Source organism: Solidesulfovibrio magneticus RS-1 (assembly GCF_000010665.1).
GTDB lineage: Bacteria > Desulfobacterota > Desulfovibrionia > Desulfovibrionales > Desulfovibrionaceae > Solidesulfovibrio > Solidesulfovibrio magneticus.
Genome location: NC_012796.1, coordinates 4,634,561 through 4,646,805, shown reverse-complemented (window position 1 = coordinate 4,646,805; position 12,245 = coordinate 4,634,561). Strand labels below are relative to the sequence as shown.

General features: G+C 64.3%; 14 protein-coding genes. 13 read left to right on the top strand and 1 reads right to left on the bottom strand.

Annotation, left to right across the window (positions count from 1 at the left end; all coding sequences use genetic code 11):
- Nucleotides 1-14 precede the first annotated feature (14 nt).
- The 11 genes from DMR_RS19355 (at nucleotide 15) to DMR_RS24770 (ending at nucleotide 9,034) form a co-directional block, all read left to right on the top strand.
- A complete protein-coding gene (locus DMR_RS19355; protein ID WP_015862729.1) occupies nucleotides 15-1,643 on the top strand; it encodes a PDZ domain-containing protein in 1,629 nt (542 codons plus the stop codon).
- A gap of 1 nt (nucleotide 1,644) precedes the next feature.
- Nucleotides 1,645-4,020 (top strand): S1C family serine protease, encoded by a 2,376-nt coding sequence (locus tag DMR_RS22615; protein ID WP_015862728.1) that lies wholly within the window; start codon nucleotides 1,645-1,647, stop codon nucleotides 4,018-4,020.
- The gene (locus DMR_RS22610; RefSeq protein ID WP_015862727.1) at nucleotides 4,017-4,874 is read left to right on the top strand and encodes a S1C family serine protease; all 858 of its coding nucleotides are present in this window, start codon (nucleotides 4,017-4,019) and stop codon (nucleotides 4,872-4,874) included. Before DMR_RS22615 ends, DMR_RS22610 begins: the two co-directional genes overlap by 4 nt.
- A gap of 217 nt (nucleotides 4,875-5,091) precedes the next feature.
- Entirely contained in the window at nucleotides 5,092-5,496 is a 405-nt protein-coding gene (locus DMR_RS19340; protein WP_015862726.1) for a hypothetical protein, read from the top strand.
- Between the two features lie 72 nt (nucleotides 5,497-5,568).
- The gene (locus DMR_RS19335; RefSeq protein ID WP_015862725.1) at nucleotides 5,569-6,429 is read left to right on the top strand and encodes a 4Fe-4S binding protein; all 861 of its coding nucleotides are present in this window, start codon (nucleotides 5,569-5,571) and stop codon (nucleotides 6,427-6,429) included.
- The gene (locus tag DMR_RS19330; RefSeq protein ID WP_043601163.1) at nucleotides 6,410-6,793 is read left to right on the top strand and encodes a hypothetical protein; all 384 of its coding nucleotides are present in this window, start codon (nucleotides 6,410-6,412) and stop codon (nucleotides 6,791-6,793) included. Before DMR_RS19335 ends, DMR_RS19330 begins: the two co-directional genes overlap by 20 nt.
- A gap of 60 nt (nucleotides 6,794-6,853) precedes the next feature.
- Nucleotides 6,854-7,126 (top strand): LapA family protein, encoded by a 273-nt coding sequence (locus tag DMR_RS19325; RefSeq protein ID WP_015862723.1) that lies wholly within the window; start codon nucleotides 6,854-6,856, stop codon nucleotides 7,124-7,126.
- 3 nt (nucleotides 7,127-7,129) lie between these two features.
- Nucleotides 7,130-8,035, top strand: coding sequence for a cation diffusion facilitator family transporter (locus tag DMR_RS19320; RefSeq protein ID WP_015862722.1), 906 nt, complete (start codon nucleotides 7,130-7,132; stop codon nucleotides 8,033-8,035).
- 74 nt (nucleotides 8,036-8,109) lie between these two features.
- Nucleotides 8,110-8,421 carry a hypothetical protein gene (locus DMR_RS19315; protein ID WP_043601157.1) on the top strand — a complete coding sequence of 104 codons (312 nt, stop codon included), beginning with the start codon at nucleotides 8,110-8,112 and terminating at the stop codon, nucleotides 8,419-8,421.
- 3 nt (nucleotides 8,422-8,424) lie between these two features.
- Nucleotides 8,425-8,748: a hypothetical protein gene (locus DMR_RS19310; protein ID WP_015862720.1), complete on the top strand. Its 324-nt coding sequence runs from the start codon at nucleotides 8,425-8,427 to the stop codon at nucleotides 8,746-8,748.
- Between the two features lie 13 nt (nucleotides 8,749-8,761).
- Complete coding sequence (locus DMR_RS24770) at nucleotides 8,762-9,034, top strand: hypothetical protein (protein WP_148208486.1); 273 nt, start codon at nucleotides 8,762-8,764, stop codon at nucleotides 9,032-9,034.
- Here DMR_RS24770 and DMR_RS23890 read toward each other — a convergent pair.
- The gene (locus DMR_RS23890) at nucleotides 8,997-9,422 is read right to left on the bottom strand and encodes a 4Fe-4S binding protein (RefSeq protein ID WP_015862718.1); all 426 of its coding nucleotides are present in this window, start codon (nucleotides 9,420-9,422) and stop codon (nucleotides 8,997-8,999) included. The genes DMR_RS24770 and DMR_RS23890 overlap by 38 nt on opposite strands.
- A gap of 40 nt (nucleotides 9,423-9,462) precedes the next feature.
- On the opposite strand from DMR_RS23890, the gene DMR_RS19295 reads away from it, so the two are divergent.
- Nucleotides 9,463-11,430, top strand: coding sequence for a FeoB small GTPase domain-containing protein (locus DMR_RS19295; RefSeq protein ID WP_081429654.1), 1,968 nt, complete (start codon nucleotides 9,463-9,465; stop codon nucleotides 11,428-11,430).
- A gap of 52 nt (nucleotides 11,431-11,482) precedes the next feature.
- Nucleotides 11,483-12,223, top strand: a complete 741-nt coding sequence (locus DMR_RS19290) for a metal-dependent transcriptional regulator (RefSeq protein WP_015862716.1) — start codon at nucleotides 11,483-11,485, stop codon at nucleotides 12,221-12,223.
- Nucleotides 12,224-12,245 lie beyond the last annotated feature (22 nt).

The following is a 12,245-nucleotide window of genomic DNA, read 5'->3' as shown; positions in this document are numbered from 1 at the left end:
GCCGGAGAGTTGGCATGTCAGATACTTTTGAAGAATTAAACGCACCTGGTTGTCCCAAGCGTGGCCGCGTGGCCTCGGACAGATTGCTGGTCTGGTTCGGGGCGCTCATGCTGGCCTGCGTGCTGGTGCTTTTGGCCATCATGATCAAATGGGTCGGCGCGCCCGGCATCGGCCCTCAGGCCGGCGAGGACGGAAGGGAGATTTTCCCGGCTGCGGCCCAAACCGCCATGCCCGCGCCCGGCCCTGCCCCGGGCGGCGATCCGATCATCAGTTTCCCTGCCGGAATCGGCAACGAACAAATGCAACTCATTGCTCAAGGCGGGCCTTATCTGGGCTTGAGCCTAAGCGACCTGCCGGCCCAGACGGCCGCTGGCCTGGGCCTTGCCGCCGGGCGTGGGGCGCTGGTCAACATCGTGGTCGCCGGTTCCCCCGGGGCTGCCGCCGGCATCAAGGCCGGCGACGTCCTGTTGCGCCTGGACAACGCCGATTTGGCCGGTCCCGCCGAAGTGGGCCGCATCCTCGGCGGCAAGCGGGCCGGTGAGACGGTCAAGGCGGTCTACAGCCGGGCCGGGGTGCAGAAATCCACCCACATCACCCTGGAAAACGCGCCCCTTGGCCTGGATGTCGGCGTTATCCAGAAGACGCCCTGGGTCGGGTTGGACGTGCAGGACGTGGACGCCATCATGCGCATCCAATTCAATCTGCCCGACGACAAGGGCGTCCTTATAAGCCACGTGGCCCCCAATTCGCCGGCCCAGCTCGCCGGGCTGGCCGTTGGCGACATGATCCGCCGGGTGGGCAACGCCCGCATCAGCAATGTGGCCCAGTTCCAGGCCTCCGTGGAAAAGGCGGCCATCGGCCAGAGCCTGCGCCTTTCGGTCATGCGCGGGGGAAACCCCGTGGAAGCCTCGGTGACCCTGGCCGCACGGCCGGCCGCGCCGCCCCAGATTCCGCTCATTCCCCCGGCCAAGGTGACGCTGTCGGCCACCTGGATCGGCATGGACGCAGCCCAGCTCAAACCCAAGGACATCGTCTCCCTGGGCCTGCCCCAGGACATGCAGGGCATTCTCGTCAACGAAGTGGAAGGCCAGGCCAGCATGGTCGGCTTCCAGACTGGCGATGTGATCGTGGCCGTAAACGGCATGGCCACCCCCGACCTCGACACCTTCATCCAGGCCACCCGGCAGCAGGCCGGCGCGGCCGTGGAAGTGGTGCGGGCCAACAAGCATTTGTTCGTCTCGGTGCCGCCGCCGGGCTACACGCCCCAGGGCACCCAGCTCAAGACCGGCGTGGACCGCAAGTTCCGCCAGGTGGCGGCCACGACGCCGGGCATCATCGGCGTGTTGTCGCCGGAAAAAAGCGTCAACGCCACGGTGGCTTCCGAGGCCAAGGCCCAGGCCGTGATCCTCGTCGACCTGGCCAATCAGGCCTATGCCGTGGTTGAACTCAATACCCGCACCCCTCTGCCCGAGCTCCTGCGCCAATACGGCGTGGGCGGGCTGGTGTGCAGCGACATGAGCCCGGCCGCAACGGCGGCCCTCCAGGCCGCCGGCGTCTCGGTCTACAGCGGCGTGGTCGGAACGGTGCTCGACAGCGTCGCCCTGTACGAACAGCAGGGACTGACCCCGGCCGTCGGACAATAGCATGGCAGCATGGCGGATTGTCTGGACGGCGGCGTGTTGCCTGGGGCTTTGGCTCCAGGCGGCCCAGTGCCAGGGGGCCGCGGCGGTCCTGGATCAACTGCAGGCTGATGTGCGCCAAGCGTTGGCGGCCATCAAACCCTCGGTGGCGAGCGTCAAGGCGCAAAAGCGCCAGATGCTCAAGGGCGGCGGCGAAATGTGGTTTGAAAGCGTCGGATCGGGTCTCGTCGTGGACGAACGCGGCTACATCCTGACCAACTCCCATGTGGTGCGGTCCGGGGAACGCGTCACGGTCGCGCTCTGGAACGGCTCGGGAACGGAGTTGCCGGCGACCATCGTGGACGAGGACGTGGACAACGATCTGGCTCTGCTCAAGATCGAGCCGGCCGCCGCCTTGCGCCCGGCCCCCCTGGGCGATGCCGCCGGACTGGCCGTCGGCGACTGGGTCGTCAGCGTCGGCAGCCCCTACGGCTACGAGCATTCGGCCACCTTCGGCATCGTCAGCGGCCTGCACCGCAATCTCATGATAAACGGCGTGGCCTACCGCGACATGATCCAGACCGACGCGGCCATCACCCAGGGCAACAGCGGCGGCCCGCTGCTTGATCTCAACGGCGTGGCCGTGGGCATAAACGCCGCCATTTTTTCTCCCGAAAACGCCTATACCGGCATCGCCTTCACCATTCCCATCAATCGGGCCAAGCATTTTATTTCCCGCACCATCGGGGCAGTGCCCACCATCCGCTCCGCCCCGGCCGGCACGCCGGCTGCGACCGGGACGCCGGTTGCGGCCGGAACGCCGACCGCCGTCGGGCCCCAGGGTGGTCTGCGGCCCGGGTTCCAGCCGTTGCCCGATCAGCCAGCTCCCGCGGCCGCCGTCAATCCGGTCCGGCCCCAGCCGGGCGCGGCATTGCCGGCCCAGGCTCTGCCGAACCCGGGGCCGGCGGGCCAGCCGCTGACCATCGCCGGCCAACCGGCCCAGCCGCTGCCCGCCGTCGGCCAGCCGGCTGCTGTACCGCCCGACGCCTTGCCCGTCGGCCAGCCGCTGCCAACTGCCGCCCAGCCGGTCCAGGGCTTGCCTGTCCAGACCCAGGGAGCGGCCGGGGCAAACCCGGCGGGCCAGCCGCCGTTTGCCGGCATTCCCCCCCGCCAGCCCGGGGCCGCGCCCCAGGCTCCCCCGGCCGGGGGAGCGGTTGCCGCGTCGCCGGGTCAGAGCGCGCTTCAGCCGGGATTTATGCCCCTGCCTGCCACGGTCATGACCGCGCCTGCCGTCGCCGGCGCGCTCCAGACCGCCGCCGCCGCCGCGCCGGCCCTGCCGCCGCCGCCCAATCCCAAGGAGCCGGTGGATCTCAACAAGACGCCGCCCAACGACGCCACACACAAGACCTTTTCCGACTGCACCACCTGCCACGTCATTACCAAAAAGCTCGTGGTCAACATGCAGTCAACCATGCCGCATCCACCCCTGGGCAACTGCGACACCTGCCATGTGATGATCAATGAAAAGCCCGTGGCCGGGCCTACCACAGTAGCCTGGAATACTATTGTGGCCAGGATACCGGGCCTTAAAAGCCTTGGCGGCGCGCCCTACGTCACGTACGCCGCCGTGCTGCTGGCCGCACTGCTGGCCACGGCCATCGGCTTTGACGCCGGCTTGCTGTTCGTGCCCATCCTGCTTTTCCACGGTCTGGGCCTGGAAATGGCCTGCGCCGCTTCGCTGCTCATGCTGGCCGTGGTCGGGCTGCCGGCCATGGTGCGCTTTGACGGGTCCGACTGCATCGACCTGCGCCTTTTTGCCGTTGTCCTGCCGCCGGCCGCCCTGGGGGCGTTTGGCGGGGCGTTTGGCGCAGCCTTTCTCGACCCGACCTATCTGCCCATGGGGCTGGCGGCCTGCCTGCTGCTGGCAGCCATGCTCTTTTCACGCAACCCGGCCCTGGAATCCGTCTGGGGCGGACGCCGCGACCGGGGCGGGCTGGCCTGGCGCCCGGTCTACGGCGGCGAGCCGTATGTCCTGGGACTGGCCTCCCTGTCCGCCTGCGTGCTGGTGGCCGCCGGCCTGGGCGGCCTGCTCGGCGCGTCGGGCAGCTGGCTTCTTTTGCCCATGGTCATGACCGTGTTCCGGATTCCCCTGCCGGTGGCCGCCGCCGTGGCCGCAGTCATGACGCCCGTGGTCGGTTTGTTTGGCTACCTGGGCCATGCCGTGGTCGGCCAGTACGACGTGCCCATGTTGGTGCAATTGTGCGCCGCGGCGCTTGTGGGCTCCATGGGCGGCCTGTTGTTGCAGTCGCTTAAAACGAACACCCGTGCCCGGGCGTGCGGCGTCATGGCCTCGGCCATGGCCGCCTGCGCGGTGATCTTGCGGATAGCCAATCTGATATGAAAAAGAATAAAAAATTCCAGGTCAAAAGCCTTTTCTGGCCGGCGCTGTTCGTGGGGGCCTTGCTGGTGGCCTCCCTGGCCACCAACTTCACGGTGTTTCGGGGCTATCTGAACCAGGATCTGATCCCGACCATGCCGACCCCGGCCGCGCCCATCCAGCTTTCCGCCGGGGCCGCGGCCGCCGGCAATGCCCCGAGCATGCGCGACGGTGTGAACCGGATTTTGGCCCTGGTGCAGCCTGCCGTGGTCCGCGTGACCAAACCCGGTCCCGGCGGCGAGGGCCAGCCCACCGGCGGCGTGGCCTACCTGACCCCGTCGGGCGGCCCCTCGGAATCCACCGGTTCCGGCGTCATCGTCGATGACCGGGGGTATGTGCTGACCACCTTCCAGACCGTGGGCAAGGCGACCCTGGTCAAGGTCACCCTGGCCGGCGACGCCGGCCGGCAGGTGCTGGCCGACGTGATCGGCGTGGACACCAAGACCGATCTGGCGCTGCTCAAGATTCGCTCGCAAAAGACCTTCCCGGCCGTGCCCCTGGGCAACTCCGACAGCCTGGGCGTGGGCGACATCGTTTTCGCCGTGGGCAATCCCTTCGGCTTTGCCGGCACCGTGACCATGGGCATCGTCAGCAGCGACAGCCGCAAGATCAATATCGGCGGGGTGCGCTATCCCGACCTCATCCAGACCGACGCTGCAGTCAACGAGGGCAACGACGGCGGGCCGCTGGTCAATCTGCGCGGCGAAGTGGTCGGCATCAACATGGCCAGCGTCATGCCCGACCATCGCTATTCAGGCATCGGCTTTGCCGTGCCCATCAACGACGCCGGCGCGCTCCTGTCCGGACAGGCGCGCTAGGAGGGGCGGATGCGGATTTTTGTCACCAGCCTTGTCGCCATCGCCTTGACGGGCAGCCTCGTGTTCGTCGGCATCGGCTTGTGGAAGGGCGAATTTCGGGAAACGTGGTACAACGGAGCGACCCTCTGAGGCTCCTGCATCGGGCTCGGGTAGCCCGACCGGCTGTGCACGGCGCGCGTCCCGCCCCTGGGGCGCATAAAAAAGCGTGAGGAACATCATGGAAGCATTCGACGATCTGCAGGAAGCTTCGCCCGGGCGTGAGATCAGCCACGAAGTGCCCGTTCGTTCGCTTCTGGTCTTTGCCGGCTGCGTTGTGGCCTCGGCTGCGGTGGCCACGGCCCTTTACTGGGGCATTTTCGGCTTTTCCCACTGGTCCACGGAAATGACCACGGCCAACAAGATCATGCTGGCCGCCACGCCTGGCGCGCCTGTACCCGCGCCGGCGGCCAGGACTGCGGCACCCTGTCCCGGCGGGCAGTATGTGTGCCCGGTCCATGGCGCGGTGGGCGCGCCCCAGCAGCCCGGCGCAAAAACCGTCGTCTGCCCAACCTGCGGCACGCCTGCGCAGTTTCGCAGCCTGGCCCCGGCCGCCGCGACCCAGGCCGCCTTTGCCGGCGGCTGAGGCGGCGCGCCAACCGGCCCGGTGGGCCAGTTCGCTCCCCGTTAAGAAAGGTTTTAGAGGAATAGGTGTTTCATGCAGCTTCCCAGTTTCAGGGCGGCAATACAGTTGGCCAGTTCGGTGCTCAGCAACAGCTTTGTTGGGGCGGCGCTGACGCGGACAGTCAATTCCAATCCCCTGAAGGGCATTTGTGTGCCCTATCTCAACTGCTATTCCTGTCCTGGGGCGCTTTTTTCCTGTCCCATCGGGACGCTGCAGCATTTCATGGCCATTCGGGCCGTGCCCTATCTGCTCATTGGCATCCTGTCGGCTGTGGGGTTTACCGTCGGGCGCATGGCCTGCGGCTGGGTCTGTCCCTTCGGCTTTCTTCAGGACTTGATGCACAAGATTCCCAGCCCCAAGTTCAAGACGCCCCGGTTCATGCGCTATGGCAAGTACGGTTTCCTGGTTATCGTGGCCATGGCCCTGCCGTATTTTACCGGCGACACCTGGTTTTCCAAGCTCTGTCCGGCCGGCACCCTCACCGCCGGCGTACCGTGGATTCTCTGGGATCCGGTCAACCCCCTCACCGGCCAGCCGGTGCTGCCGGGCACGCCCGGGCCGCAGTTTTATGCCGGACTGGCCATCCTGGCGGTCTGTCTCGTCTGGTTTGTCCTGGCCCGGCGTCCGTTTTGCAAAGCCGTGTGTCCGCTGGGGGCTATTTTTGCCTTGTTTAACCGTTTCAGTCTGATCCGCCTGGAAGTGTCGCCCCACTGCGACAACTGCCGGGTGTGCGATGCCAAGTGTCCCATGGAACTCGACGTCGCCCTGGAGCATAATTCCGGCGAGTGCATCCGCTGTCTGGAATGCACCCGGTGCGGGCATGTCAGGTTGGTTACGCCTTTTGACGAGGGAGCGTTGCGTGATGCCAAAGCGGATGTTTGCATTCATAACTGATTCCAACGTCTACGTCTGGATCCTGGGCGTATTCGCCGTCTTGGCCCTGATCGTGGTCGTTGTCTTGTCCAATGCCAAGAAAAAGCCCCAGAGCCCCCAGGCCCTGGTGGCGGCGGCCCTGACCCGGCCCATTGTCGCTCCGGGGCTGGAATGGAAACCCGGCATGGGACCGCAGCCGCTGATCTACCATCCGGCGGCCCTGACCCAGCCGTCCTGGCAGCCTTTGCCCGGCCAGACCTCGACGGTGCGGGAGCAGCCGGCCGCTCCGTTTCGGGAGCAGGGCTGGCAGCCCCTGCCCGGCGGCGCGGCCGGCCTGGCGGCGGGCAGCCAGGGGATTCGCGCCTACAGCGGGCCGGTCCAGTGAAATGGGGGAGCCAAGGAGAGACGGTGACGTGACTGCTTTTCTCGCAATGGAGCACGCTGGATGTTAAGAACGATAGTGACAGTGGTCCTGACCGTTGTGGCGGTGCTTTTCACCATCAACAACTTCGACCATGTGCCGGTGCATCTGGTGTTTGGCAAGGAACTCCAGATCCGTCTGATTTTTGTTATTGCCATCGCCGGAGTGGCCGGATTTCTCATCCGCCACTTCATCGGCGTGGCCCGGGAAGAGGAACTCAAGCGGCGATTGCTTCTGGAACGCAAGAAACATGGCAGCCGGAAAAGATTGCCTGACGTCGACGATATCTTGGATTAAACTATGCGAAAAGTCTGTCAGGATTGCCTCAAATGCGTCAATAACGTCGGCTGGATAGGCTTGTGGACGAGTCTTTTCCTGGCGGTGTTGCAAGGGTCTGTCGGCGTCACAACCGGAAGCAAGGCCTGTTTGGCCATTGCCTTGCAGTCGCTTTGCGACATCATCGGTTCCGGCATGATGATCCTGACCCAGAAAGTCAGTTCCAAGCCGGCCAATGACGATTTCCCTTTTGGCTACGGCAAGGTGGAATTCGTGGCCGCCGCTTTTACGTGCCTGTTTTTCGCGGCCGCCACCACGATCCTGACGGTCTACGACATCGAGGATATTTTCGGCACGCCAACGGCCCAGTCCGATTTTACGCCGTTTCTCGTGGCCGTGGTCTCGGTCATCGTCAATGAGCGCATGTTTCGCTATCTGCAATGCGTGGCCCATCAGGCCAAGAGCCAGACCATCCTGGCCAATGCCTGGGCCAGCCGGGCCGGTATGTATTCCGCCGCCGTGGTCGGGCTGTGTTCCGTGGGGCCGTGGGTCGGCGTGCCGGTCCTGGACGACATCGGCTCCCTGATTGTCATCGCGCTCATTGCCAAGATCATTTTCCAGGTCTTCCTGGAAGCGGTGCGGGGACTGCTGGACCATTCGGTCAATGAGCAATATGAGGAGCGTATAGAGACTATAGCCTTGGGCGTGGCCGGCGTGACCGACGTGGGGCGCATCAAGACCAAGCAGATGGGCAGAAAGGTCTGGGCCGACGTAGACATCTTCGTCGACCCGGCCAACACAGTTTCGGATGGCCGCCGCATTGCCGATGCGGTACGCAGCGCGCTGCTGGCGGCTCTGGACGACTTTGAAAACGTCCATGTCAATTTCAAGCCTGTAAAAGCGCGTACGATGTGTGGGGCGCAAGCATGAAACCGGAAAATCCCTGCAAGGCCTGTCCTATCCGTGGGTACAGTCCCGAAGTGTGTAATCTGCACCATAAATTCATGAACGGCGACAACCGCCTGCATTGCCCGGATTGGCTGCATCTGCCTGCCAAACCCAAAAAAGTCGGCAAAACCCTGGCCTTTGGGGCCTGTGTCGGGTTGGCCACTTCCTTTGTGGGACTGGCCGCCGCCGGGGTGGTGGGGCTCAAGGCCGCCCTTGAAATGGCCTTGGTGGCCAAGGTCGTCACCGGCGCGGGCATGGCCGGGGCCGTGACCAACGTCGTGGTGGCCGGGGAAGAGGAAACCAAAGCAACCAAGCCGGAGAGCAAGCGGAAACACTTTGTTCCGCCCTTTTACCTGAACGGGAGCTAAGACATGATCGACAACGCCCAATCCTACGAAAGCCGGGTGGCGGCCATACGGTCGCAAAAGGGCCGGGCGGCCAAGCCCGATGCCGAGTATCTGGAAGATGCCCTGGAAGCCCCCCGGCAGGTCGGGGTGTCCGACGTGCTGTCGGTGGGGACCAAGGTCGTCATTGGCGGCGGCGTGGGCCTTTTGGCCGGTATTGCCACCATTGCCGTGGTGGCCAGCGCCGGGGAACTGATTCTGGCCGGCGTGGTCACCAAGATTGCCGGCGTGGTCGGCGGCGCCCTGGGCCTGACCATGGGCCTTGGCGACATCAAAAAGAAGCTGCACTAGCTTGGGGGCGGGAATGGCCACGAAAATAGAGCGCAAAGCCGGGGTACCGTGCAACCAGTGTGACACGCCCATGGATATCCTGCGCATCCGCAAGTACGAAGGCAATTGGCCGTACTGGGTGATTGCCGGGGGGGTGCTGCTGAGCCTTTTCGGTGGCCTTGTCATCGGCGTCTTCGTGCTGCTTTGTGGCGTGTACGCCGCCTCGGCCCGGGAAGTCGTCAGTTGCTGTCCGAAATGCGGCTACTATTTCAAGGCGTATCTGCCTGATCAGGGTCGCGAAGAGTGATGGCTCCGGTGATGCAAAGATTCTGGCAGGCCCCGCAGCCGACGCACACGAGGGGGTCCACCTGGCATTTGAGACTCCGGAAAATTCCTTTTTTGACCACGCTGATGGCCCCTTGGGGGCAATGCAGCAGGCAGGTCTTGCAGGCGGCGCAGATAGTGTCCTGGATATTGGCTTTGAGTTCTGATTTTTTGCCTTTTTTGGGAGAACGCCGGCCATTTGGATCAAGGATGGCACCCCGGGGGCAGGTGTTGAAGCAGACGCCGCAATCGACGCAGAAAAGCGAGTCGATTTGGTGCTGCTTTTTCGGTTCGCCGGAGATGGCCCCCTCAGGGCATTTCTTGGCGCAGGCGCTGCACCCGACGCAGGCTTCGTCGATCTCATATGCCATGGAATACCGTTTGGTTTAAGGATGCGCAGAAAGGAGAGGCATGCCTTTTCCTCCTCCCATCAAAGAGAGTAAGATGTCAACGTCTGCAGCAAAACCGACGCAAGCGGTCCTCCTTGGCTTGCCAAACAGTGGGAAAAGCACGCTTTTTACGAGGCTTACCGGCCGGTATGTCGCCGTGGCCAATGCTCCGCTGACCACGCTTGAGTTGGAACGCGCCCCGTTGCTGGTGACCGACGACCCTTACGAAATCGTCGACGCGCCGGGCTTCACGGACCTCTTCGCCAGCCTGTCACGGGGGGAGGCTGTGCGCGAGGCGCTTGCGGCCCCGGGGCAGATCATCGCCATCCTGTGCCTGGACGCCAACCGGTTCAAACAATCGTTGTCGCTTTTGCTCGAAGTGCAGACCCTGGGATTGCCCATGGTCGTCGCGCTCAACATGGTGGAAGAGGCCAACAACCGGGGCCTGACCATCGACGCACCCGGCTTGGCCGATCGCCTGGGCGTGCCTGTGGTGGAACAGCGCGGCGGGGCCGATGACGTCAGTCTGCTGGCCCAGGCTCTGCCCCAGGCCCGGCCGGCCCGGCCCGAGGGCCTGGACCACGGCGCAGCCCTTGGCGCGGCCTTGGAGATTGTGGCGGCTTCCTTGCCGGTCGATTGCCCCTATCCGGGCGCCGCAGCCCGGCATGTGCTGCTGGGGGGCGCTGTTGCGGATTTTTTTCCGGCCGGGCCGGCCCCTTCGGACAACTCGCCCGCCTTGGCCGCCGCTGCCGCCGCCCGGGCGCTTCCCGGCGACGCCCTGAGCCTTCTGACCAATGGGGCCAACCAGTGGATCGACGCAACCTGCCGCTTGCTGGTGCAGCAGCGTTCGCGCCATGACCGCGACATCCTGCAGCTCGTTGCCCGAATGTCGCGCTCGCTGGTTTTTGGTCCGCCAATTTTGATTTCGATTCTCTATGTCACTTTCATTTTAGTGGTCGACGGCGCCAACGCCATCGCGGAGTTGTTAAACGCCCGGGTGTGGAATCCTATTCATGCGTATCTTTCCGGCGTCCTGCCGCAGGGCTTTTGGACGGATTTTCTCATCGGCGATTACGGCGTGCTGTCCATGGGGCTGGCCAATGCCTTGCTGACGGTACTGCCCATCCTTTCCGTGTTCTATCTGGTATTCAATACGCTGGAAGACATGGGCTACTTGCCTAACCTTTCGGTGCTGACCCGGCGCATCCTCGGCCGGCTGGGTCTTGGCGGCTCGGCCATCATGCCACTGGTGCTGGGCTTTGGCTGCAAGACCATGGCCACGCTGACGGCGCGCACCATTGCGTCCAAGCGGGAACGATTCATCACAATTTTCCTAATCGCCTTTGCCATCCCCTGCGCCGGCCAGATGGGCCTTAATATGAGCATCATCGGCCGGATGGGCCTGAGCGCCTTTTTCATCTCCTCCTTGGCGCTTGTCGTGGTGGAACTGGCGGCCGGGTATCTGCTCAACCGGTTTTTGTCCCATACCGAGGAAGCTGAGGGCTTTATCCTGGAGTTGCCGCCGATCCGCATTCCCCAGCCCAAGGCAGTGCTGCGAAAGACCGTGCACCGCCTGTACCTGTTTCTCGATGAATCCCTGGGCGTGTTCATCTTGGCCGCTTTGTCCCTGTTCACCCTGGACAGGTTGGGCATCCTGCAGGGGCTCAAAACCGTTCTGGGCCCGGTGCTGGAAAAATTTCTCGGCCTGCCGGCCTCCATGCTGGACGCAGTCATTCTTCTTCTGGCCCGACACGAGGCGGCCGCGGCGCTCATCATTGAACTGATACGGAAGGGTCAGCTCGATTATCGGCAAAGCATCATCGCCGTGACCCTGACCACCATGTTTATCCCGTGTTTTGCCAATGTAATGGCCATGACCAAGGTGCTTGGGGCGCGCAGTTCCATGACGATCTTTTTTGCCGTGAATCTGGCGGCCCTGGCTTCGTGCTCGGTCCTCAATCTTTTGTTGCAGTGGTATGGACAGGCATGAGCCGGGGTTGCAGGATCGCACCCATTGCGACAACGACACAGAGGAAGCAGGCGTGAACTATCAAGACGAATATCTGGAAAAACTCTGGGTCATGGCGGAACGCGGCGAAAGCGGTCTGGCCGTCCTGGCCGAGACGTTGTGCCAGGAACTGGACAAGCGGCACCTGGAAGCCCTGGTCCGGGGCGGACTGGTTGCGTGCGAACCGGCCGGCGACCAGATCGCTCTGACGGTTGCCGGACGGCAGCGGGCCGAACGGATCATCCGCGCCCACCGCATCGGCGAGCGGCTGCTCTATGACGTGTTCGGCGGGCGCAATCTGGAAGAGGGGGCCTGCGAATTCGAGCATATCGTCACGACGGAACTCGTTGACGGGCTGTGCACCCTTTTGGGCCATCCACGCAAATGCCCCCACGGCAACCCCATCCCGGAAGGGGAGTGCTGCCACAGCTTTGACCGCACCGCACGGCATGCCGTGAGTCCGCTTGCGGATCTGGAGTTGGGGCAGCGTGCCAGGGTGGCCTATATCGATTGCCGGGACAACCGCCGGCTGCACAAATTAAACGGGCTGCAGATCCGCCCCGGAGCCGAGATCGTCTTGCGCCAGCGCCAGCCGTGCCTGGTGGTGGAGTGCGAAGGAACCTGCATCGCCCTGGACGCGGCCATTGCCGGGGGCATCCGGGTCTGGAGCGGCTCAAGCCGCGGGCAGGGGGGGCGGCAGCCGGCGGATGGGCTGGCCGGAACGGGCCGCCTGGGCCGCCTGGGCCGCTGGCTTCTGCGGCGGCGGGACACTTGATTTTCCGCGAGAAACAGGTGAC

Bases quoted from the DNA above. Each gene is read 5' to 3' on its own strand.
- DMR_RS19325 (WP_015862723.1), top strand. From the start codon at position 6,854: ATGTTAAGAACGATAGTGACAGTGGTCCTGACCGTTGTGGCGGTGCTT.
- DMR_RS19320 (WP_015862722.1), top strand. From the start codon at position 7,130: ATGCGAAAAGTCTGTCAGGATTGCCTCAAATGCGTCAATAACGTCGGC.
- DMR_RS23890 (WP_015862718.1), bottom strand. From the start codon at position 9,422: ATGGCATATGAGATCGACGAAGCCTGCGTCGGGTGCAGCGCCTGCGCC.
- DMR_RS24770 (WP_148208486.1), top strand. From the start codon at position 8,762: ATGGCCACGAAAATAGAGCGCAAAGCCGGGGTACCGTGCAACCAGTGT.
- DMR_RS19310 (WP_015862720.1), top strand. From the start codon at position 8,425: ATGATCGACAACGCCCAATCCTACGAAAGCCGGGTGGCGGCCATACGG.
- DMR_RS19330 (WP_043601163.1), top strand. From the start codon at position 6,410: ATGTTTGCATTCATAACTGATTCCAACGTCTACGTCTGGATCCTGGGC.
- DMR_RS19355 (WP_015862729.1), top strand. From the start codon at position 15: ATGTCAGATACTTTTGAAGAATTAAACGCACCTGGTTGTCCCAAGCGT.
- DMR_RS22615 (WP_015862728.1), top strand. From the start codon at position 1,645: ATGGCAGCATGGCGGATTGTCTGGACGGCGGCGTGTTGCCTGGGGCTT.
- DMR_RS19315 (WP_043601157.1), top strand. From the start codon at position 8,110: ATGAACGGCGACAACCGCCTGCATTGCCCGGATTGGCTGCATCTGCCT.
- DMR_RS19295 (WP_081429654.1), top strand. From the start codon at position 9,463: ATGCCTTTTCCTCCTCCCATCAAAGAGAGTAAGATGTCAACGTCTGCA.
- DMR_RS19335 (WP_015862725.1), top strand. From the start codon at position 5,569: ATGCAGCTTCCCAGTTTCAGGGCGGCAATACAGTTGGCCAGTTCGGTG.
- DMR_RS19340 (WP_015862726.1), top strand. From the start codon at position 5,092: ATGGAAGCATTCGACGATCTGCAGGAAGCTTCGCCCGGGCGTGAGATC.
- DMR_RS22610 (WP_015862727.1), top strand. From the start codon at position 4,017: ATGAAAAAGAATAAAAAATTCCAGGTCAAAAGCCTTTTCTGGCCGGCG.